This is a genomic window from Pseudomonas cucumis, assembly GCF_030687935.1.
Classification (GTDB): domain Bacteria; phylum Pseudomonadota; class Gammaproteobacteria; order Pseudomonadales; family Pseudomonadaceae; genus Aquipseudomonas; species Aquipseudomonas cucumis.
In genome coordinates this window covers 1,240,259-1,260,292 of record NZ_CP117454.1, presented here as the reverse complement: position 1 = coordinate 1,260,292, position 20,034 = coordinate 1,240,259, and the positions used below count along the sequence as shown (strand labels likewise).

Here is a 20,034-nt window from a genome sequence, read left to right as displayed (position 1 = left end):
CTTTATGCGGTACTGATGACGCGACCCTGGTGATCCACCAACGGGCCGCTCAGATGCACACCGGAAGCGTCAAGCCGCAGGCCGACGACGCCCAGTTGCAATTCGATGCCCTCAGGCCTCATCGCCAGCCTTGCCGGGCCGATGCTCAATTCGAGAGATTCACGGGAGCCAGTGAACGCCGCCGGGCCGTTGTTCCAGTGCAAAACATGACTGGCGTCGTCGTAACCGTTTTCCGTGCCGTCCTGATAGAGGCGACGGGTCAGCGATGCCTGTGTCGAGACGGGCGGGAACTGACCGCCGTTGAGACCGAACAACGCCACCGACTGCCCGCCGCCCTCGCCACCGCCGTGGTTCAGCAGCAAACACTGCTCACCCACGGAAGGAATCCGCGACTCGCTCTGTGCCCCGGCGCTTGGGTTGAAAAACCGGATCGCCGGGGTGAGCAGTTCCCCATGACGGACCTTGCAGGTATTGCTGGCCGCATCGACCTCCTGACACACGCCGATGCGACAGAAACTGTCGGCACGCCGGTGCAGGTCTTCAAGCTCGGTTTCCATCTCGGCCAGACGCTCGATGATCGGACCCAGCTGCATACGTAAAAGCGCATCAAACATGGGTCAGGCCTCGAGTGCTGTGTATTGATCCGGGTCGTCGATGTTCGACACCTCCCAGGTGCGGGCGAATTTCGGAATGCCCAGCGGGTCCTCGAGCAGGGTTGGGCCGAGGTGCAGGATTTGGGTAAATGAAACGGTCCAGGCGGTGTACTCCCGTGTTTCGCTGATGAACGTGGATGGGATGCCATCAATGTTCATGGGCAAATCACATTGGTCGCCCGACAGATTCCAGCGGTTGTCGGTGACCAGGTTTTTCAGTTCGCTGGCCAGGTCGCAAGCCGCCAACCCTGCGCTGGCCAATACGACTTGCAAGGAAATCGTCAGGACATGAGCGATACGTCCATCGTTGGCACGGTTGCCCGGCGCATCACGCTCGATGGCGATCAGCACCCAGGGCAGATCGACAGTGCCGTCGAAGTCTTGATGACTCCCGACCTTCAAGCCGGGAATGGCGGTGCGCAACGTCTCGGCAATGGCGGAAAACAGCTGCGATGGTTTTTCGATGACGGCGGGCATTAATGGCCTCCTGTTCCTATGGCAACGCGAAGATCAGCGACGCCGGTTCACTGTTGATCGGGACGAGAATCGCGCGGCGGCACTTCGCAAACGCCAATCCGCTTGGCCGCCCAGCGCTCGTACAATCCGATGGCCACGTCCGCTCCGGCCATCGCCGTCAGGCAGCCAAACGCACCGGCGGCCCAGATCGATACTCCGGCGGCGTACAGCAGCATGATGGCCGAGACCCCGCAGATCATGCAGGCCCCGGAACGTAGCGCCAGACGCCGCAGCAGCGACCAGCCACGGGCGCCCTCCTTGTCGGCACGCCACATTTCGCCGGACACCCCGCCCACCAGGGCGAGAACGATGACCAGCCAGATCGGCATGTCCAGCAACGCTTGTTGCTCGTTTGTCATGTCACGCCTCCTGGGGGTGATTGATGAGTGATGTGTGTTGGGTTCAAGCGATATCTCTTGAGGTAGGCATTCCAAAAAGCCCGGCACTCGCTGGGCTTTTCAGTAATGCGGTCCTTCGCCTTCCTTTAATCCTGTGTACAAAAAGGAAGCTGACCTTTCGGCGCTACTGGCGCGGTACGAGTCCATTCAAATTGTTTTTCCGACCGCGGTCCCTGCCCGCCGGATAACTGCTTCTGGTGCTTTACGCTGCACACCCGGGTCAGTTGCCAACCCTCTGAACCGTTGAGGCCGGTTCATCGCTGCCTTTTGTGGTGGAACTAAAGAGCTTCGTTTCGAGCCGCTTTGTTGAGCGGCTTGAGACAAAGAATATGCATGGATGCATATACAGTCAATGCATAAATGCATTTATTTATGCATCAGGAATGCACGGATGCATGAAGCCCCTGCAAACAAAGGCGTTGATGGTTTTCGATAGGCGAAAAAAAACCCGCCGGGCAGCGGGTTTTATCTGACAGCGATGAGGTTAACGGGCGTACATGCCCCACCAGAAGACGTGACCGAGGATGACAATCTGCTCTTCCTGGATTTCCTGGAAGCTGTAGTCCTCGTCCGGATGCTCATCGCGATTGAAGCTGCGCAGACGAATCCCTGTCGGCAGGCGATAAAGCTGCTTCACCCGCAACTGGCCGTTGTGGTTGATGGCGTACAAGTCACCGTCGACGATGTCGCCAATCCCGCATTTACCGGCATTCACCCCGACCGTGGCGCCATCGCGTAGCACCGGCAACATACTGTTGCCGCGCACCGTTACGCATTTGGCCTGGTCGAACTGCACGCCGTTGTGGCGCAAACTACGCTTGCCGAAGCGCAGGCTAGAGCGCTCGCTCTCTTCGATGACGAATCTTCCTGATCCAGCAGCCAATTCAACCTCGCGAAGAAAGGGGACCGACACCTCGTCGTCATCGACTGGCGTATCGTCGTCCCACAGGCTTATGTCCTTGAGTTCCGAATGCGACTCATCGCGCCCAGCGCTGGCGGCGTGCGCGACATCCGCGCGGCCCCGCAACTGATCGGTGCTCACGGCGAAGTATTCGGCAATCTTCGAAATATGCTTATCCGAAGGATCGACGATCTTCCCGCTGAGAATCCGCGAGAGAGTGGATTGAGGCACGCCGGTGCGACGGTGAAGCTCCGTGGGGGAGATCCCATGCTGATCGAGCAGCGCTCTTAAGACGGTTGAAACATTGCGTTTTTGCATAGCGTGCATAGTGCTTGATCTTTTTTCGGAAGACAAATGCTGATTTGCATAGATCGTGCATAGTTTGCAGAAGTGTGCCTTGGCGCTTTCATGCCTGCGTAGGTCGGACTGCCCATGTTAACCTTGCGCCCATCGCGGAAAAGCCGGGCCGATGCCCCTCCTTTGCCCTACACCTTTCAACGAGTTTTCCTGAATTTCCGATGAATAAAGCCCTCTCCGATCTGTCCTCCCACACGCCAATGATGCAGCAGTACTGGCGCCTGAAGAACCAGCACCCTGACCAGCTGATGTTCTACCGCATGGGCGACTTCTACGAGATCTTCTATGAAGACGCGAAGAAGGCCGCCAAGTTGCTGGACATCACCCTGACAGCTCGTGGGCAATCGGCGGGTCAGGCGATTCCGATGTGTGGGATTCCTTACCACGCCGCAGAAGGCTACCTGGCGAAACTGGTGAAGCTCGGCGAGTCGGTGGTGATCTGTGAGCAGGTCGGCGACCCGGCCACCAGCAAAGGCCCGGTGGATCGTCAGGTGGTGCGGATCATCACCCCCGGCACAGTCAGCGACGAAGCACTGCTGGATGAGCGTCGGGACAACCTGATCGCGGCGGTGTTGGGTGATGAGCGTATGTTCGGTCTGGCGGTGCTGGACATCACCAGCGGCAACTTCACCGTGCTGGAGATCAAAGGCTGGGAAAACCTGCTGGCGGAACTGGAGCGGGTCAACCCGGTAGAGCTGATGATCCCGGACGACTGGCCGAAGGACCTGCCGGCGGAAAAACGTCGTGGGGTTCGTCGCCGTGCGCCGTGGGATTTCGAACGTGACTCGGCGCTGAAAAGTCTTTGCCAGCAGTTTTCCACCCAGGACCTGAAAGGTTTCGGCTGCGAGAACCTGACCCTGGCGATCGGCGCTGCTGGCTGCCTGCTCAGCTACGCCAAAGAAACCCAGCGCACCGCCCTGCCGCACTTGCGCAGCCTGCGTCATGAACGCCTGGACGACACGGTGGTGCTGGACGGCGCGAGCCGTCGCAACCTGGAACTGGATACCAACCTGGCCGGCGGTCGCGACAACACGTTGCAATCGGTGGTCGACCGTTGCCAGACCGCCATGGGCAGCCGCTTGCTGACCCGCTGGCTGAATCGTCCCCTACGGGATCTGACCGTATTGCTGGCACGTCAGAGCTCTATCACTTGCCTGCTCGATGGTTACCGCTTCGAAAAACTGCAACCGCAGCTCAAGGAAATTGGTGATATCGAGCGGATTCTGGCGCGCATCGGCCTGCGTAACGCCCGTCCTCGTGACCTGGCGCGTCTGCGCGATGCCCTCGGTGCACTGCCAGAGCTGCAGGTCGCGATGGCCGAGCTTGAAGCCCCGCACATCATTCAACTGGCCACCACCACCAGCACCTACCCGGAACTGGCGGCCCTGCTGGAAAAAGCCATTATCGACAACCCGCCCGCCGTCATTCGTGACGGCGGCGTGTTGAAAACCGGTTACGACAGCGAACTCGACGAACTGCAATCGCTCAGCGAAAACGCCGGGCAGTTCCTGATCGATCTTGAAGCACGCGAGAAAGCCCGCACCGGCCTGTCGCACCTGAAGGTCGGCTACAACCGGATTCACGGGTACTTCATCGAGCTGCCAAGCAAGCAGGCCGAATCGGCGCCCGCGGACTATATTCGCCGGCAGACCCTCAAAGGTGCCGAGCGCTTCATCACACCGGAATTGAAGGCGTTCGAAGACAAGGCGCTGTCTGCCAAGAGCCGCGCCCTGGCTCGCGAGAAGATGCTCTACGAAGCGCTGCTCGAAGACCTGATCGCCCAGTTGCCGCCCTTGCAGGATACGGCCGCCGCACTGGCCGAGCTGGACGTGCTGAGCAACCTCGCCGAGCGTGCACTGAATCTGGACCTGAACTGCCCGCGTTTCGTCAGCGAGCCGTGCATGCGCATCACCCAGGGTCGTCACCCGGTGGTCGAGCAAGTCCTCACCACGCCGTTCGTGGCCAACGACCTGAGCCTTGACGACAACACCCGCATGCTGGTGATCACCGGCCCGAACATGGGCGGTAAATCCACCTACATGCGTCAGACCGCATTGATCGTGCTGCTGGCGCACATCGGCAGTTTCGTGCCGGCGGCGAGTTGCGAATTGTCCCTGGTAGACCGGATTTTCACCCGGATCGGTTCCAGCGATGACTTGGCGGGCGGGCGTTCGACCTTCATGGTCGAAATGAGCGAAACCGCGAACATTCTGCACAACGCCACCGAACGCAGCCTGGTGCTGATGGACGAAGTCGGTCGCGGCACCAGCACCTTCGACGGTCTGTCCCTGGCCTGGGCCGCGGCCGAGCGGCTGGCGCACCTGCGGGCCTATACACTGTTCGCCACCCACTATTTCGAACTGACAGTGCTGCCGGAAGCCCAGCCGCTGGTGGCTAACGTGCACCTCAATGCCACCGAACACAACGAACGCATCGTGTTCCTGCACCACGTACTTCCCGGGCCCGCCAGCCAAAGCTATGGCCTGGCGGTTGCGCAGTTGGCCGGTGTGCCGAGCGAAGTGATCGTGCGGGCTCGTGAACATCTGAGCCGACTGGAATCCACAGCACTGCCTCATGAAGCTCCGAAGCCGGCCAAAGGCAAACCGGCTACGCCGCAGCAGAGCGACATGTTCGCCAGCCTGCCGCATCCGGTACTGGATGAACTGGCCAAACTTGATCTGGACCACATGACACCGCGTCGTGCACTCGAAATGCTCTATACACTAAAGACACGGATCTAACGCACTTGCCTGCAAGCTGTTAGAATCTCGCGCGGTTTGGGATGCTGCAGGCCAATAGCCTGACCTGCAGACTATCGCTCCCAAACCTGGCGACCCCAACGTGAAGGGGCTCCGCTGCCGCCGCCTGAGGAGAAAATTAGAAATGACCTTCGTCGTCACCGACAACTGCATCAAGTGCAAGTACACCGACTGCGTAGAAGTCTGTCCGGTGGACTGCTTTTACGAAGGCCCGAACTTCCTGGTGATTCACCCGGATGAGTGCATCGACTGCGCACTGTGCGAACCAGAATGCCCTGCCGTGGCCATCTTCTCCGAAGATGAAGTACCGGCCGGCATGGAAAACTTCATTCAGTTGAACATGGAATTGGCCGAGGTATGGCCGAACATCACTGAACGCAAAGATCCATTGCCCGATTCCGCGGAATGGGATGGCAAGCCAAACAAAATCGAACACCTCGAACGCTGATTTCCCTCGCGTTCTCGAAAAGGCCCCTTGCGGGCCTTTTTGCTTTTCTGCGGACAAAAAAAGGGGCGGTTTGACCCGCCCACATTTTTTCCCTATTCCTTGTGTTCCTTTTCATCGTCCTGATGAACCGCTTCCTGCGATGTCCATTCCCCTCTTCCTTGAAGGGCGTGTCTATCCGTCGACACAGTTCAAATACTAGAGAATTCCCTACCAAGAGCAATCGGCCTCTGTCGCTGAAATCGCCTGTCACATGCCGTTAATCTAAAAAAATAATCATATAAATCAACAAGATACACATAAGAAACAGGTCAAATAGACAACTGCTTGGGTTTAAAAATAACGAACACTTACGAAAGAGTAAGCAAAGACTTACAAAACGAGACTACAAACTTGAGGTGATGTCCCAGACAACTCCCTTCCCCTATTCCAGACAACAAAAAGCCCCAACCAGGTGGGGCTATTTGTTACCGGTTGAGCGAATTGCTTATTGGAACAGCGACTCACTCGACAGGCCGTTTTTCTCGAGAATCTCCCGAAGACGCTTGAGACCTTCAACCTGGATTTGCCTGACCCGCTCCCGGGTCAGGCCGATTTCCAGGCCTACATCTTCAAGCGTACTGCTCTCGTGACCTCGCAAGCCGAAGCGGCGAATGACCACCTCGCGTTGCTTGTCGGTCAGCTCCGAGAGCCATTGATCGATGCTCTGGGACAGGTCGTCGTCCTGCAACAGTTCGCATGGATCGGTCGGGCGGTCGTCGGTCAGGGTGTCCAGCAGGGTTTTATCCGAATCCGGACCCAGCGAGACGTCGACCGAAGAAACCCGCTCATTCAGGCCGAGCATGCGCTTGACCTCGCCTACCGGTTTCTCCAGCAGGTTGGCGATTTCTTCGGGTGAGGGTTCGTGATCGAGCTTTTGAGTCAGCTCCCGTGCAGCGCGCAAGTACACGTTGAGCTCTTTGACCACATGGATCGGTAACCGGATGGTCCGGGTCTGATTCATGATCGCGCGCTCGATGGTCTGACGAATCCACCAGGTGGCGTAGGTCGAAAAGCGGAATCCACGTTCGGGATCGAACTTTTCTACTGCCCGGATCAGTCCGAGGTTGCCCTCTTCGATCAGGTCCAGTAACGACAGCCCACGATTGACGTAGCGCCGGGCGATTTTCACCACCAGCCGCAGGTTGCTTTCAATCATGCGCTTGCGTCCGGCCGGATCGCCACTTTGCGACAAGCGCGCAAAATGAACTTCTTCTTCCGGGGAGAGCAATGGGGAAAAGCCGATTTCGTTTAGGTACAGCTGAGTGGCATCGAGTGCCCGTGTGTAGTCGATGTACTTGTGTTGCTTAAGCGAAGCGGAGTGTCTGGATTTGGCACGAACGGAAGGAGGTGCATCCCCTTCTTCATTCGACATCGAATCCGTGGCGATGCCGGTCTCCATCAGGAGAACCTCATCGTCGATGTCAAACTCCGGCACTTCTTTACTGAGAGCCATTGTTATAGTCCTTTGGTGAGTTCGACCTCAAGCTCAAGCGGCGCCTTTATCCCTGGCAACGCTGGAGCCTGTTCCCTCTACGTGACGGAACAGGCTGGCTAACAAATCAACGACGTGGCAGGAATTGCAGCGGATCTACAGGTTTACCTTGTCGGCGAATCTCAAAATGCAGTTTCACCCGGTCTGTACCCGTTGACCCCATTTCGGCAATTGTCTGTCCGACTTTGACCTGCTGCCCCTCCCGAACCAACAGCCTGCGGTTATGTCCGTAGGCACTGACGTAGGTATCGCTGTGTTTGATGATGACTAATTCGCCGTAGCCCCTTAAGCCACTCCCGGCGTATACCACCGTCCCATCAGACGCAGCTAAAACAGGCTGTCCCAAATCTCCGGCGATATCAATTCCTTTATTCAAACTACCGTTTGAAGAGAATTTACCAATGAGAATGCCATTAGAAGGCCACCCCCAGCCCGTCGGGGCCGGACCGGCAGGAGGCAGTGGCGCGGGTGCTGGCTTGTTAGCGACGGACGGTGCAAGCACTGTTGTGCTGGTCGTCGCGCCATTTGCCTGGCGCCGAATTACGGTGGTTTTACTCGACGACGAAGGCGAGGAACTGGACGAACTCACTACTGCCGTCGGCGTTGAACCGCTGCGACCATCGAAGCGAATCGTCTGACCCGGATGGATCGTGTAAGGCGTAGGAATATTGTTCCGCGCCGCGAGGGCTTTGTAGTCCCAACCGTAGCGAAAGGCGATAGAGAACAAAGTGTCCTTGGGTCGGACAACATACTGGCCAGTGGTCACGGCCGGACGTTGGGCGACCGCGTTATTGCGATCGACGACGCTCGCACTCCCTGATTTTGTGCTGGAACATCCGACCAGCAAGGTACTCAAGACAAGGCCAGTCACCAGACGCTGAAAGCTCGTTATACCCATTCGCTGCGCAATGACTGTGAGACTCACCCGCCGCTCCCTTTGTGGTGGCTAAAAATATGAATTGTCGTGCTCCGGCACGAAATGTCGCATGTAAAACGGGCCGAACCGGCTTTACCCTTAATGAAGCGGATTCGCTTCTGGCACACGTTTGCTGTCAGACGATGAATTCCGTTTAACCAATTGATGCCGCTGTAAGACCCAGGCAATCGAAGAGAATTCAGCGTGCTTAAACAAATGCTCAGGCCAACGGCCCATTGAGCAATGGCACAAAGCGCACCGCCCCCAGAACACGCCTGGAAAAGCCCTGTTCCTCACGGATGATCAACATCAATTGTTGAACTTCACCGGAGCCGACCGGAATCACCAGTCGCCCGCCGGGTGCCAACTGATCGAGCAGTGCCTGAGGCACGTCGGTGGCCACGGCGGTGACGATGATGCCGTTGTAAGGCGCCAGTGCCGGCCAGCCTTCCCAACCATCGCCCCAGCGAAATACCACGTTGCGCAGGTTCAGTTCCACCAGGCGCTCCTTGGCCCGGTCTTGCAGCACCTTGATGCGCTCCACGGAAAAAACCCGCTCGACCAATTGCGACAGCACGGCCGTCTGATAACCCGAACCGGTGCCGATTTCCATTACCTTGTCCAATGGACCGGCTTCCAGCAGCAGCTCGCTCATGCGCGCCACCATATAAGGCTGGGAAATGGTCTGGTTATGCCCGATCGGCAGCGCCGTATCTTCATAGGCACGATGAGCCAGTGCCTCGTCGACGAACAGGTGACGAGGTGTACGGCGAATGACTTCCAGCACCTTGGCGTTGGAGATGCCTTCTTCATAAAGGCGCTGAATCAGACGCTCACGGGTCCGTTGAGAGGTCATCCCGATACCGCGATGCAGAATATGGTCTTGTTCACGAGCCATTAACGCAGCCCCTCCAGCCAGCCATCGAGACTTCTGAAGGCATCATTAAAGGTGCGATCCAGTTGCAGTGGCGTGATTGAAACATAGCCTTGCATCACCGCATGAAAATCGGTGCCCGGGCCACCATCTTCAGCGTCCCCCGCGGCGGCGATCCAGTAACCGGATTTACCGCGCGGGTCGACCACTTTCATCGGTGCCGCGGCGCGGGCGCGATGGCCGAGGCGGGTCAGCTGGATACCGCGGATGTGCTCAAGCGGCAAGTTGGGAATGTTCACATTCAGTACCGTGCGCGGTGGCAGTTCAAGGTCCGCGTGAGCCTCTACCAGTTTGCGCGCAAAATAGGCGGCTGTGGGAAGGTTCTCTACTTGCCGTGAGACGAACGAAAAGGCAAACGAAGGACGCCCAAGGAAACGCCCCTCGAGGGCCGCCGCCACGGTGCCGGAATACAGCACGTCATCCCCCAGGTTGGCCCCCAGGTTGATGCCGGAAACCACCATGTCCGGCTCGAGTTCCAGCAAGCCGTTAAGGCCCAGGTGCACGCAGTCGGTGGGTGTGCCGTTGAGGCTGATAAAGCCGTTGGCCAGGGTTTGCGGGTGCAACGGACGGTCGAGCGTCAGCGAGCTGCTGGCGCCGCTTTTGTCCTGGTCCGGGGCGATAACCACGCATTCGGTGTAATCCGCCAGCGCAGCATAAAGCGCGGCGAGACCGGGTGCGGCTACCCCATCGTCGTTAGAAATCAGAATACGCATGGGCTGTCCGTCTGCCCCACCGGCACCAGATCGACGAGTTCACGCACCAATACGGTGGCGAAGCATCCGGCCGGCAGGACGAATTCCAGTTGCAGAATGTCAGGCTGGGGATAATGCCACGTCAACCCGCCAATGGGCAGCCGCAGGATGCGACGTTCGTGGCTCATTCCGGCGTTAATCAACCAATCGCGCAGATCCGCTTCGCGCGCGGCGATTGCCTGCTCCAGTTCATGGACAGCGCCTGACGTCGGCGAGTCACCTTCGCCCCACTGCGGGCCGGTCGGGTGCAAGTCGAGAATCGCCAAGCGCGGGTCGCTGCATTCGGCTTCACCGGCCGGGAAAAAACTGCGGCTGTCGGTGAACGCCAGCAGATCACCCACCTGAGCGCGCTGCCAGGTGCCATCGGCGACACGCGCCGCCAACACTTGATTGAACAGAAAACTGCGCGCAGTGGAGAGTAGGCGCGAACGCACATTGCGTTGCTCCGGCAGGGCCTTGCGCGCAGCCCAGGCACGGGCGTCGATGACGTTGCCGCCGTCATGTCCGAAACGCTGGGCGCCGAAATAATTGGGAATACCTTGCTTGGCGATCAGTTGCAGACGCTCTTCGATCGCCGCCTTGTCACCGGCGAACTGGGTCAAGCGCAAGGTGAAGCCGTTGGCCGAATGGGCACCACGTTGCAGTTTGCGCTTGTGCCGACCGGTCTTAAGGATTTTCAGCGTGTCGTTTTCCGCCGCCGACAGATCAGGATCGGCCTTGCCCGGCAGTTGCACGCTGAACCACTGGCGAGTCAGCGCCTGACGGTCCTTGAGGCCGGCATAGCTGACGGTGCGCAACGGCACACCCGCCGCCTTGGCGATGCGCCGTGCCGCTTCTTCGGTATTCAGACCGCGCTTTTCCACCCAGATCCACAGGTGTTCCCCATCGCCGCTCAGGGGGATATCAAGCACCTCATCGACCTGAAAATCTTCCGCTGTGGCTTTCAGTACCGCGCTGCCGAGAGCCTCACCATAGGCCCGGGGGCCAAGCAATTGCGCCTCGTTCATGCGCGCAGCAACAGGGCAACGGAGTGCACGGAAATGCCTTCTTCGCGACCGACAAAGCCGAGCTTTTCGGTGGTGGTAGCTTTCACGTTCACTTGATCCAACTCAACTTGAAGATCCGCGGCAATCAGCGCGCGCATCGATTCGATATGCGGGGCCATTTTCGGGGCCTGGGCAACGATGGTGTTATCGACGTTGCCGACTTTCCAGCCTTTGGCATGGATCAGTGCGACGACGTGACGCAACAGCACACGGCTGTCGGCGCCCTTGAATTGCGGGTCGGTGTCCGGGAAGTGCTTGCCGATATCACCCAGCGCGGCAGCGCCGAGCAAGGCATCGCTCAAGGCGTGCAGCAAAACGTCACCGTCGGAATGGGCGAGCAGCCCGAAGCTGTGTGCAATCCGCACGCCGCCCAGTGTGATGAAATCGCCTTCACCGAAACGGTGCACATCATAGCCGTGGCCAATACGCATAAAAAAACGCCCCGATTTTTGTCAGGGCGTGATTCTACCTGCATTAAGCGCCTAGAGCGCGCGCGTGATGCTGCAAGTGGTCGTCGATGAAGCTGGCGATGAAGAAATAACTGTGGTCGTAGCCCGGTTGCAGACGCAACGTCAGCGGATGACCTGCCAGTTTAGCCGCCTGTTGCAGGGCTTCAGGCTTGAGCTGGGTGGCGAGGAAATCGTCGCGATCACCCTGATCCACCAACAGCGGCAGCTTCTCGTCGGCCTCAGCGATCAATGCACAGGCATCCCACTCGCGCCATTTCGACCGGTCTTCACCCAAGTAGCGGGAAAAGGCTTTCTGCCCCCACGGGCAATCGATCGGGTTGTTGATCGGTGAGAATGCCGACACCGACTGATAATGCCCCGGATTGCGCAAGGCGCAGATCAACGCGCCGTGACCGCCCATGGAATGGCCGCTGATGCCGCGTTTGTCCGACGCAGGGAAATGAGCCTCAACCAATGCCGGCAATTCCTGCACGACATAGTCATGCATCCGATAGTGCCGGGACCAAGGTTCCTGCGTGGCATTCAGATAGAACCCGGCACCGAGACCGAAGTCCCAGGCGCCGTCTGGATCACCCGGCACATCAGGGCCGCGCGGGCTGGTGTCCGGTGCGACGATGATCAGCCCCAGCTCGGCGGCCATGCGCATGGCGCCGGCCTTTTGCATGAAGTTTTCGTCGGTGCAGGTCAGGCCGGACAACCAATACAGCACCGGCAGCTTACCGCCCTGCTCCGCTTGCGGTGGCAGGTATACGGCAAACACCATGTCGCAACCGAGCACGTCGGAGCGGTGCCGATAGCGCTTGTGCCAGCCGCCGAAGCTTTTCTGACAGGAGATATTTTCCAGGCTCATGACCGACCTCAGAAATGGATGACGCTACGGATGCTTTTGCCTTCATGCATCAGGTCAAACGCCTTGTTGATATCTTCCAGGCCCATCGTGTGGGTAATGAAGGTATCCAGCGGGATCTCGCCGGTCTGGGCCATTTCGACATAGCTCGGCAACTCGGTACGCCCACGCACACCACCGAATGCCGAACCGCGCCAGACGCGACCGGTCACCAACTGGAACGGACGGGTGGAGATTTCCTGACCGGCGCCGGCCACGCCGATGATCACCGACTCACCCCAGCCTTTGTGGCAGCACTCAAGTGCGGCACGCATCAACTGGACGTTGCCGATGCATTCGAAGGAAAAGTCGACGCCGCCATCGGTCATGTCGACGATCACTTCCTGAATCGGACGATCGAAGTCTTTCGGGTTTACACAATCGGTCGCGCCCAATTGCCTGGCGATCTCGAACTTGGCCGGATTGATATCGATGGCGATGATCCGCCCTGCCTTGGCTTTGACCGCGCCGATCACAGCTGACAGACCAATGCCGCCCAGACCGAAGATGGCAACGGTGTCACCCGGTTTGACCTTGGCGGTGTTGATGACCGCACCGATACCAGTGGTGACGCCACAACCCAGCAGGCAGACTTTTTCCAATGGGGCTTCTTTAGGAATTTTGGCCACGGAGATTTCCGGTAGCACGGTGTACTCGGAAAAAGTCGAGGTGCCCATGTAGTGGAAAATCGTTTCGCCCTTGTAGGAAAAGCGCGAAGTGCCGTCCGGCATCAGGCCTTTACCCTGGGTTGCACGAATCGCCTGGCAGAGGTTGGTTTTGCCCGACAGACAGAATTTGCACTTGCCACATTCCGGGGTGTATAGCGGGATCACATGGTCGCCGACCGCGACCGAAGTCACGCCCTCACCAATCGCTTCGACCACCGCGCCACCTTCATGACCCAGGATCGACGGGAAGATGCCTTCCGGGTCCGCGCCAGAGAGGGTGTAGGCATCGGTATGGCAAACACCGGAGGCAACTACACGCAGCAGGACTTCACCCGCCTTGGGCATGGCAACATCGACTTCAACGATCTCGAGGGGTTTCTTGGCCTCGAAGGCAACGGCGGCGCGCGACTTGATCATGCTGACTCTCCAGTGAATAAAAACAAGACAAGGAGTGTAATACAGCGGCTTACGATGAATAATCAGGACAAAAGCAAAACATTATTGCCACACAGGGATAATCCTGATGTCCGAAAACCGCTGGGAAGGCATCGATGAGTTCGTCGCCGTCGCCGAGTGCAGCCAATTCACTGCCGCGGCTGAGCGCCTTGGGGTGTCTTCCTCCCATATCAGTCGACAAATCGTACGACTGGAAGAGCGCCTGCAAACCCGCTTGCTCTATCGCAGCACCCGCCGGGTCACGCTGACCGAGGCCGGGCAAACTTTTTTGCAGCATTGCCAGCGTTTGCAGGACGGTCGCGAAGAAGCACTGCGCGCTGTCGGCGATCTGACCAGCGAACCCAAGGGCATGCTACGCATGACTTGTGCCGTGGCCTACGGCGAGCGATTCATCGTGCCGCTGGTGACTCGCTTCATGGGCATGTATCCGCAACTGCGTGTCGATATCGAACTGAGCAATCGCCCGCTCGATCTGGTGCATGAAGGGCTGGACCTGGCCATCCGCCTAGGCCGTCTGCAGGATTCAAGATTGGTCGCCACACGTCTGGCACCGCGGCGCATGTACCTGTGCGCCTCACCGTCCTACCTGGAACGGTATGGTCGCCCACACAGCTTGTCGGAATTGAGTCGCCATAACTGCCTCATCGGCAGCTCGGACATCTGGCAACTGGAACAGAACGGTCGGGAATTTTCCCAGCGCGTGCAGGGAAACTGGCGCTGCAACAGTGGGCAAGCAGTGTTGGATGCCGCGCTACAAGGAGTTGGGTTGTGTCAGTTGCCGGATTATTACGTACTGGAATATCTGAAAAACGGCGAATTGATTTCGCTGTTGGAAGCCCATCAACCGCCGAACACAGCCGTTTGGGCGCTTTACCCACAGCAACGGCATCTGTCGCCAAAGGTGCGCAAGTTGGTGGATTACTTGAAGGAGGGGTTGGCTGAACGAGCGGAATATCGCGTTTAAGATCAAAAGATCGCAGCCTTCGGCGGCTCCTACACGGTTATGTGTACATCCGTAGGAGCTGCCGAAGGCTGCGATCTTTTAGCGGCGGTTGGCCCAACGCTGTCGCAACCATTCAAGGTCTTCAGGGCGAGTGACTTTGATGTTATCGGATCGCCCTTCAATCAGACGCGGCGCCTGGCCCGACCATTCCATGGCCGAGGCTTCATCGGTGATGACAACGTCCGCCACCAGACTGTCCGCCAACGCCCGATGCAACGCGCCAAGGCGAAACATTTGCGGCGTATACGCTTGCCAGATCACACTGCGATCCACCGTTTCCAGCACGCGCCCGTGCTTGTCGACCCGCTTGAGGGTATCGCGCGCAGGCACCGCCAACAGACCGCCTACCGGATCATCGGCCAGCTCACTGAGCAATTTATCGAGATCATCACGCGCCAGATTTGGCCGCGCAGCATCGTGAACCAACACCCAATCCTCATCGTCAGCGCCTTGGGCATGCAAATGCAGCAAGGCATTGAGCACCGACCCGGAGCGCTCGGCACCACCTTCGACCCGCTGAATTCGCGGATCAGCAGCGCACGCCAGGTTCGGCCAGTAAGGATCATCGATTGCAAGACTGACCACCAACCCTTTCAGGGCAGGATGATCGAGGAAACAGCCGAGGCTGTGTTCGAGAATAGTGCGCCCGCCCAGCTGCAAATATTGCTTGGGACGGTCCGCGGCCATACGGGCACCGACGCCCGCGGCAGGAATCACGGCCCAGAAGGCCGGTAACGAATTAATCATTGGGCCAACTGGTAAAGGGTTTCACCGTCCTTGACCATGCCCAACTCATGACGAGCCCGTTCCTCAACGGTCTCCATGCCCTTTTTCAATTCGCTGACTTCGGCGTCCATCACCCGATTACGCTCCAGCAACGCCTCATTCTCGGCGTGTTGATCCGCAATCTGCTGCTTCAGCTCGGCCACTTGCGCCAGACTGCCATTACCCACCCACAGGCGGTACTGCAGGCCGGCCAGCAGCAAGAGCAAGACGAGGAACAACCAATTGGGACTGCGCATCGAATATCAGGTATCCAGTGAAAAAAGACAGCCATGCCAAAACTTTGAAGCTTCTGATAGCACGAAGCCTGGAAGAACCAGGCTTGTGCTCTTAAGGCATCAGATTAGTGGCAAATCCATCGCTGTCGCGATTTTTTCGACACAATCCGGTGTCTTTTTACCAGTTAACGATTAACCGCGAAATTCGCTGCGACCGTTGTACTTGGCTTTGCCATTCAGCTGCTCTTCGATACGCAGCAGTTGGTTGTACTTGGAAACGCGGTCGGAACGGCACAGCGAGCCGGTCTTGATCTGGCCAGCCGCAGTGCCCACAGCCAGGTCGGCAATGGTCGAATCTTCGGTTTCGCCGGAGCGGTGAGAGATCACGGCAGTGTAACCAGCGGCCTTGGCCATCTGGATGGCTTCCAGGGTTTCGGTCAGGGTGCCGATCTGGTTGAACTTGATCAGGATCGAGTTGGCGATCTTTTTATCGATGCCTTCTTTCAGGATCTTGGTGTTGGTCACGAACAAGTCGTCGCCTACCAGCTGAGTCTTCTCACCGATCTTGTCGGTGAGGATTTTCCAGCCAGCCCAGTCGGACTCGTCCAGACCGTCTTCGATGGAGATGATCGGATAACGCTCGGTCAGGCCTTTCAGGTAGTCAGCGAAACCTTCAGCGGTGAACACCTGGCCTTCGCCGGACAGGTTGTATTTACCGTCTTCGTAGAATTCGCTGGCAGCGCAGTCCAGGGCCAGGGTCACGTCGGTGCCCAGCGTGTAACCGGCGTTGGCCACAGCTTCGGAGATCACTTTCAAAGCGTCTTCGTTGGAGGCCAGGTTCGGCGCGAACCCACCTTCGTCACCAACGGCAGTGCTCAGGCCACGGGCCTTCAGCACGGCTTTAAGGTGATGGAAAATCTCGGTGCCCATGCGCAGACCTTCCGAGAAAGACTTGGCGCCAACCGGCTGAACCATGAATTCCTGGATGTCGACGTTGTTATCGGCGTGCTCGCCACCGTTGATGATGTTCATCATCGGAACCGGCATCGAGTAAACACCCGGAGTGCCGTTCAGGTTAGCGATGTGTGCGTACAGCGGCAGGTCCTGGTCCTGTGCTGCTGCCTTGGCCGCGGCCAGGGAAACGGCGAGGATGGCGTTGGCGCCCAGGGTCGCTTTGTTTTCAGTGCCGTCCAGCTTGATCATCGCGTGATCCAGCGCTTTCTGGTCGCTTGGGTCTGCACCCAGCAACAGGTCGCGGATCGGACCGTTGATGTTGGCGACGGCTTTCAGAACGCCTTTGCCCAGGTAACGGCTCTTGTCGCCATCACGCAGCTCGAGTGCTTCACGCGAGCCAGTGGAAGCACCGGATGGCGCGCAAGCGCTGCCGATGATGCCGTTATCGAGAAGCACGTCTGCTTCCACAGTGGGATTGCCACGGGAGTCGAGAACTTCACGACCTTTGATGTCGACGATTTTTGCCATTGTTGTAAACACTCCAAAGTTGACGAAAACGACGCAGCTGAAGGAAATCTTTTATCGTCGGCAAGCGACAGACAGCGGGCAGGCTTGCGGACGATAAGGCTCAAGCCCGAGGGCCTGAGCATTAAATCGTGCGGTACTTTACCGGAGAATTGAGGTTTACGCGGTTTCTACCGTCGGAAAACTCTTCACCAGTTCGTCCAGTGCTTTGAGTTGGGCCAGGAAGGGTTCCAGTTTGTCCAGGCGCAGGGCGCAAGGGCCGTCGCATTTGGCGTTGTCCGGGTCCGGGTGGGCTTCGAGGAACAGCCCGGCCAGCGACTGGCTCATGCCGGCCTTGGCCAGGTCAGTGACCTGGGCGCGACGACCGCCAGCGGAATCGGAGCGACCGCCGGGCATTTGCAGCGCGTGGGTCACGTCGAAGAACACCGGGTATTCGAACTGCTTCATGATGCCGAAGCCAAGCATGTCGACCACCAGGTTGTTGTAGCCGAAGCTCGAGCCACGCTCGCAGAGGATCAACTGATCGTTACCGGCTTCTACGCACTTGTTCAGGATGTGTTTCATTTCCTGAGGCGCAAGGAACTGGGCTTTCTTGATGTTGATCACCGCGCCGGTCTTGGCCATCGCGACCACGAGGTCGGTCTGGCGCGACAGGAAGGCCGGCAACTGGATGATGTCGCAGACTTCAGCGACAACCGCGGCCTGATCAGGCTCGTGGACGTCGGTGATGATCGGTACGCCGAAGGCTTGCTTGATGTCCTGGAAAATCCGCATGCCCTCTTCCAGGCCGGGGCCACGGTAGGAGGTCACGGAAGAACGGTTCGCCTTGTCGAAACTGGCCTTGAACACGTAAGGGATACCGAGTTTTTCGGTGACCTTTACGTACTCTTCGCAGACCTGCATCGCCATGTCACGGCTTTCCAGCACGTTCATGCCACCGAACAGCACCATGGGCTTGTCGTTGGCAATCTCGATGTTGCCAACGCGAATGATTTTCTGCGCCATCAGGTTTTACGCCTTCTTCTGGTGTTGGGCCAAAGCAGCTTTGACGAAGCCGCTGAACAATGGGTGACCGTCGCGTGGCGTCGAGGTGAACTCAGGGTGGAACTGGCAAGCGACGAACCATGGATGATCCGGTGCTTCGACCACTTCAACCAGCGCGCCATCACCGGAACGACCGGAGATTTTCAGACCGGCCTCGATGATTTGCGGCAGCAGATTGTTGTTCACTTCGTAGCGATGACGGTGACGCTCGACGATCACGTCCTTGGCATAGCAATCGTGCACCAGGGAACCCGGCTCAAGCAGGCAATCCTGAGCGCCCAGGCGCATGGTGCCGCCCAGATCGGAGGTTTCGGTACGGGTTTCGACTGCGCCGGTGGCATCTTCCCACTCGGTGATCAGACCCACGACCGGGTGACCGCTGGTGCGATCGAACTCGGTGGAGTTGGCGTCTTTCCAGCCCATGACGTTACGAGCGAACTCGATAACGGCCACTTGCATGCCCAGGCAGATACCCAGGTATGGAACCTTGTTTTCGCGAGCGTATTGAACGGCAGTGATCTTGCCTTCAACGCCACGCAGACCGAAGCCGCCCGGCACCAGAATCGCATCGACGCCTTCTAGCAGCGCGGTGCCCTGGTTTTCGATGTCTTCGGAATCGATGTAGCGCAGGTTGACTTTGGTACGGTTGCTGATGCCGGCATGACTCATCGCTTCAATCAGCGACTTGTAGGCGTCCAGCAGTTCCATGTACTTGCCGACCATGGCGATGGTGACTTCGTGCTCAGGGTTGAGCTTGGCATCCACCACCGCTTCCCACTCGGACAGATCGGCGCTGTCGCATTGCAAGCCAAAACGCTCGACAACGAAATCATCCAGGCCCTGGGAGTGCAGAATGCCCGGGATCTTGTAGATGGTGTCGGCGTCTTCCAGCGCGATCACTGCACGTTCTTCAACGTTGGTGAACTGCGCGATCTTGCGACGCGAAGAAATATCGATCGGGTGATCGGAGCGGCACACCAGCACGTCAGGTTGCAGGCCAATGGAACGCAGTTCCTTGACCGAGTGCTGAGTCGGTTTGGTTTTGGTTTCGCCGGCAGTGGCGATGTACGGCACCAGCGTCAGGTGCATCAGCATCGCGCGCTTGGCGCCGACTTCGAAACGCAGTTGACGGATCGCTTCGAGGAACGGTTGCGATTCGATGTCACCCACGGTGCCACCGATCTCGACCATGGCCACGTCGGCATCGCCGGCGCCCTTGATGATCCGGCGCTTGATTTCGTCGGTGATGTGCGGGATCACCTGAATGGTAGCGCCCAGGTAATCACCACGACGCTCTTTGCGCAGGACGTGTTCGTAGACACGGCCGGTGGTGAAGTTGTTGTTCTGGGTCATGGTCGTGCGGATGAACCGCTCGTAGTGGCCCAGGTCCAGGTCGGTCTCGGCGCCGTCGTGGGTGACGAACACTTCACCGTGCTGGAACGGGCTCATGGTGCCCGGGTCAACGTTGATGTACGGGTCCAGCTTCAGCATGGTGACCTTAAGTCCCCGCGCCTCCAGGATGGCCGCCAATGAAGCCGAGGCAATGCCTTTCCCCAATGAAGAAACAACACCGCCCGTGACGAATATGTAGCGCGTCATGAAAAACCCTAGAAGTCTGCGTTAAAGCGGTCCGAGCCGCCGGGGAAAGCGAAGGAAGGCCGAAGCCCCCGATCACCTGCATTAATCACAGTGCACCTTTCAAAAAAACCGCCGCGTTGGGACAGACCGGTAGATGAAACACCGGTAGGTTGCTCGCTACACATTTTTTGGAATCGCCCAGCAAAGACTGCTTGGTAATCGGCAACTCCTGCGATTC

Annotated in this window: 20 protein-coding genes; 3 read left to right on the top strand and 17 right to left on the bottom strand. The window is 58.3% G+C overall.

Going from position 1 to position 20,034, the window contains the following annotated elements:
- Positions 1-2: 2 nt before the first annotated feature.
- From PSH97_RS05485 to PSH97_RS05470, 4 genes are all read right to left on the bottom strand, one after another.
- On the bottom strand, positions 3-614 hold the full coding sequence (locus tag PSH97_RS05485; RefSeq protein WP_305448405.1) for a phage baseplate assembly protein V: 612 nt from the start codon (positions 612-614) through the stop codon (positions 3-5).
- A 3-nt stretch (positions 615-617) separates the two neighbouring features.
- A complete protein-coding gene (locus PSH97_RS05480; RefSeq protein WP_305448404.1) occupies positions 618-1,130 on the bottom strand; it encodes a hypothetical protein in 513 nt (170 codons plus the stop codon).
- A 47-nt stretch (positions 1,131-1,177) separates the two neighbouring features.
- Entirely contained in the window at positions 1,178-1,528 is a 351-nt protein-coding gene (locus tag PSH97_RS05475) for a phage holin family protein (protein ID WP_008010200.1), read from the bottom strand.
- A gap of 523 nt (positions 1,529-2,051) precedes the next feature.
- Positions 2,052-2,786 carry an XRE family transcriptional regulator gene (locus PSH97_RS05470; RefSeq protein ID WP_008072692.1) on the bottom strand — a complete coding sequence of 245 codons (735 nt, stop codon included), beginning with the start codon at positions 2,784-2,786 and terminating at the stop codon, positions 2,052-2,054.
- A 200-nt stretch (positions 2,787-2,986) separates the two neighbouring features.
- On the opposite strand from PSH97_RS05470, the gene mutS reads away from it, so the two are divergent.
- Both mutS and fdxA read left to right on the top strand, forming a co-directional pair.
- Complete coding sequence (gene mutS, locus PSH97_RS05465) at positions 2,987-5,566, top strand: DNA mismatch repair protein MutS (RefSeq protein WP_305448403.1); 2,580 nt, start codon at positions 2,987-2,989, stop codon at positions 5,564-5,566.
- A 142-nt stretch (positions 5,567-5,708) separates the two neighbouring features.
- The gene (fdxA, locus tag PSH97_RS05460) at positions 5,709-6,032 is read left to right on the top strand and encodes a ferredoxin FdxA (protein ID WP_305423187.1); all 324 of its coding nucleotides are present in this window, start codon (positions 5,709-5,711) and stop codon (positions 6,030-6,032) included.
- Between the two features lie 484 nt (positions 6,033-6,516).
- On the opposite strand, the gene rpoS is transcribed toward fdxA, so the two are convergent.
- The 8 genes from rpoS to PSH97_RS05420 form a co-directional block, all read right to left on the bottom strand.
- Entirely contained in the window at positions 6,517-7,524 is a 1,008-nt protein-coding gene (rpoS, locus tag PSH97_RS05455) for an RNA polymerase sigma factor RpoS (protein ID WP_305448402.1), read from the bottom strand.
- A gap of 106 nt (positions 7,525-7,630) precedes the next feature.
- On the bottom strand, positions 7,631-8,488 hold the full coding sequence (locus PSH97_RS05450; RefSeq protein ID WP_038979166.1) for a peptidoglycan DD-metalloendopeptidase family protein: 858 nt from the start codon (positions 8,486-8,488) through the stop codon (positions 7,631-7,633).
- Positions 8,489-8,699: 211 nt separating this feature from the next.
- On the bottom strand, positions 8,700-9,335 hold the full coding sequence (locus tag PSH97_RS05445; protein WP_177318845.1) for a protein-L-isoaspartate(D-aspartate) O-methyltransferase: 636 nt from the start codon (positions 9,333-9,335) through the stop codon (positions 8,700-8,702).
- A 41-nt stretch (positions 9,336-9,376) separates the two neighbouring features.
- The gene (gene surE, locus PSH97_RS05440; protein ID WP_305448401.1) at positions 9,377-10,126 is read right to left on the bottom strand and encodes a 5'/3'-nucleotidase SurE; all 750 of its coding nucleotides are present in this window, start codon (positions 10,124-10,126) and stop codon (positions 9,377-9,379) included.
- The gene (gene truD, locus PSH97_RS05435; protein ID WP_305448400.1) at positions 10,114-11,172 is read right to left on the bottom strand and encodes a tRNA pseudouridine(13) synthase TruD; all 1,059 of its coding nucleotides are present in this window, start codon (positions 11,170-11,172) and stop codon (positions 10,114-10,116) included. Before truD ends, surE begins: the two co-directional genes overlap by 13 nt.
- Positions 11,169-11,642, bottom strand: coding sequence for a 2-C-methyl-D-erythritol 2,4-cyclodiphosphate synthase (gene ispF, locus PSH97_RS05430; protein ID WP_305448399.1), 474 nt, complete (start codon positions 11,640-11,642; stop codon positions 11,169-11,171). The genes truD and ispF overlap by 4 nt, the downstream gene beginning before the upstream one ends.
- Positions 11,643-11,685: 43 nt before the next feature.
- The gene (fghA, locus tag PSH97_RS05425) at positions 11,686-12,531 is read right to left on the bottom strand and encodes an S-formylglutathione hydrolase (RefSeq protein WP_305448398.1); all 846 of its coding nucleotides are present in this window, start codon (positions 12,529-12,531) and stop codon (positions 11,686-11,688) included.
- Between the two features lie 8 nt (positions 12,532-12,539).
- Complete coding sequence (locus tag PSH97_RS05420; RefSeq protein WP_018927002.1) at positions 12,540-13,652, bottom strand: S-(hydroxymethyl)glutathione dehydrogenase/class III alcohol dehydrogenase; 1,113 nt, start codon at positions 13,650-13,652, stop codon at positions 12,540-12,542.
- Between the two features lie 106 nt (positions 13,653-13,758).
- On the opposite strand from PSH97_RS05420, the gene PSH97_RS05415 reads away from it, so the two are divergent.
- The gene (locus PSH97_RS05415; protein WP_305448397.1) at positions 13,759-14,655 is read left to right on the top strand and encodes a LysR substrate-binding domain-containing protein; all 897 of its coding nucleotides are present in this window, start codon (positions 13,759-13,761) and stop codon (positions 14,653-14,655) included.
- A gap of 78 nt (positions 14,656-14,733) precedes the next feature.
- On the opposite strand, the gene ispD is transcribed toward PSH97_RS05415, so the two are convergent.
- From ispD to PSH97_RS05390, 5 genes are all read right to left on the bottom strand, one after another.
- Positions 14,734-15,441: a 2-C-methyl-D-erythritol 4-phosphate cytidylyltransferase gene (gene ispD / locus PSH97_RS05410; RefSeq protein ID WP_305448396.1), complete on the bottom strand. Its 708-nt coding sequence runs from the start codon at positions 15,439-15,441 to the stop codon at positions 14,734-14,736.
- On the bottom strand, positions 15,438-15,716 hold the full coding sequence (ftsB, locus tag PSH97_RS05405) for a cell division protein FtsB (protein WP_007907178.1): 279 nt from the start codon (positions 15,714-15,716) through the stop codon (positions 15,438-15,440). The genes ispD and ftsB overlap by 4 nt, the downstream gene beginning before the upstream one ends.
- A 171-nt stretch (positions 15,717-15,887) precedes the next feature.
- A complete protein-coding gene (gene eno / locus PSH97_RS05400) occupies positions 15,888-17,177 on the bottom strand; it encodes a phosphopyruvate hydratase (RefSeq protein WP_123501172.1) in 1,290 nt (429 codons plus the stop codon).
- A gap of 156 nt (positions 17,178-17,333) precedes the next feature.
- A complete protein-coding gene (gene kdsA / locus PSH97_RS05395) occupies positions 17,334-18,179 on the bottom strand; it encodes a 3-deoxy-8-phosphooctulonate synthase (RefSeq protein ID WP_258697350.1) in 846 nt (281 codons plus the stop codon).
- 6 nt (positions 18,180-18,185) lie between these two features.
- Positions 18,186-19,817, bottom strand: a complete 1,632-nt coding sequence (locus PSH97_RS05390; protein WP_030127979.1) for a CTP synthase — start codon at positions 19,815-19,817, stop codon at positions 18,186-18,188.
- Positions 19,818-20,034 lie beyond the last annotated feature (217 nt).

Bases quoted from the DNA above. Each gene is read 5' to 3' on its own strand.
- rpoS (WP_305448402.1), bottom strand. From the start codon at position 7,524: ATGGCTCTCAGTAAAGAAGTGCCGGAGTTTGACATCGACGATGAGGTT.
- PSH97_RS05485 (WP_305448405.1), bottom strand. From the start codon at position 614: ATGTTTGATGCGCTTTTACGTATGCAGCTGGGTCCGATCATCGAGCGT.
- truD (WP_305448400.1), bottom strand. From the start codon at position 11,172: ATGAACGAGGCGCAATTGCTTGGCCCCCGGGCCTATGGTGAGGCTCTC.
- fdxA (WP_305423187.1), top strand. From the start codon at position 5,709: ATGACCTTCGTCGTCACCGACAACTGCATCAAGTGCAAGTACACCGAC.
- mutS (WP_305448403.1), top strand. From the start codon at position 2,987: ATGAATAAAGCCCTCTCCGATCTGTCCTCCCACACGCCAATGATGCAG.
- PSH97_RS05420 (WP_018927002.1), bottom strand. From the start codon at position 13,652: ATGATCAAGTCGCGCGCCGCCGTTGCCTTCGAGGCCAAGAAACCCCTC.
- ispD (WP_305448396.1), bottom strand. From the start codon at position 15,441: ATGATTAATTCGTTACCGGCCTTCTGGGCCGTGATTCCTGCCGCGGGC.
- eno (WP_123501172.1), bottom strand. From the start codon at position 17,177: ATGGCAAAAATCGTCGACATCAAAGGTCGTGAAGTTCTCGACTCCCGT.
- PSH97_RS05390 (WP_030127979.1), bottom strand. From the start codon at position 19,817: ATGACGCGCTACATATTCGTCACGGGCGGTGTTGTTTCTTCATTGGGG.
- ftsB (WP_007907178.1), bottom strand. From the start codon at position 15,716: ATGCGCAGTCCCAATTGGTTGTTCCTCGTCTTGCTCTTGCTGCTGGCC.
- ispF (WP_305448399.1), bottom strand. From the start codon at position 11,642: ATGCGTATTGGCCACGGCTATGATGTGCACCGTTTCGGTGAAGGCGAT.
- PSH97_RS05445 (WP_177318845.1), bottom strand. From the start codon at position 9,335: ATGACCTCTCAACGGACCCGTGAGCGTCTGATTCAGCGCCTTTATGAA.
- PSH97_RS05475 (WP_008010200.1), bottom strand. From the start codon at position 1,528: ATGACAAACGAGCAACAAGCGTTGCTGGACATGCCGATCTGGCTGGTC.
- surE (WP_305448401.1), bottom strand. From the start codon at position 10,126: ATGCGTATTCTGATTTCTAACGACGATGGGGTAGCCGCACCCGGTCTC.
- fghA (WP_305448398.1), bottom strand. From the start codon at position 12,531: ATGAGCCTGGAAAATATCTCCTGTCAGAAAAGCTTCGGCGGCTGGCAC.
- PSH97_RS05415 (WP_305448397.1), top strand. From the start codon at position 13,759: ATGTCCGAAAACCGCTGGGAAGGCATCGATGAGTTCGTCGCCGTCGCC.
- PSH97_RS05470 (WP_008072692.1), bottom strand. From the start codon at position 2,786: ATGCAAAAACGCAATGTTTCAACCGTCTTAAGAGCGCTGCTCGATCAG.
- PSH97_RS05480 (WP_305448404.1), bottom strand. From the start codon at position 1,130: ATGCCCGCCGTCATCGAAAAACCATCGCAGCTGTTTTCCGCCATTGCC.
- kdsA (WP_258697350.1), bottom strand. From the start codon at position 18,179: ATGGCGCAGAAAATCATTCGCGTTGGCAACATCGAGATTGCCAACGAC.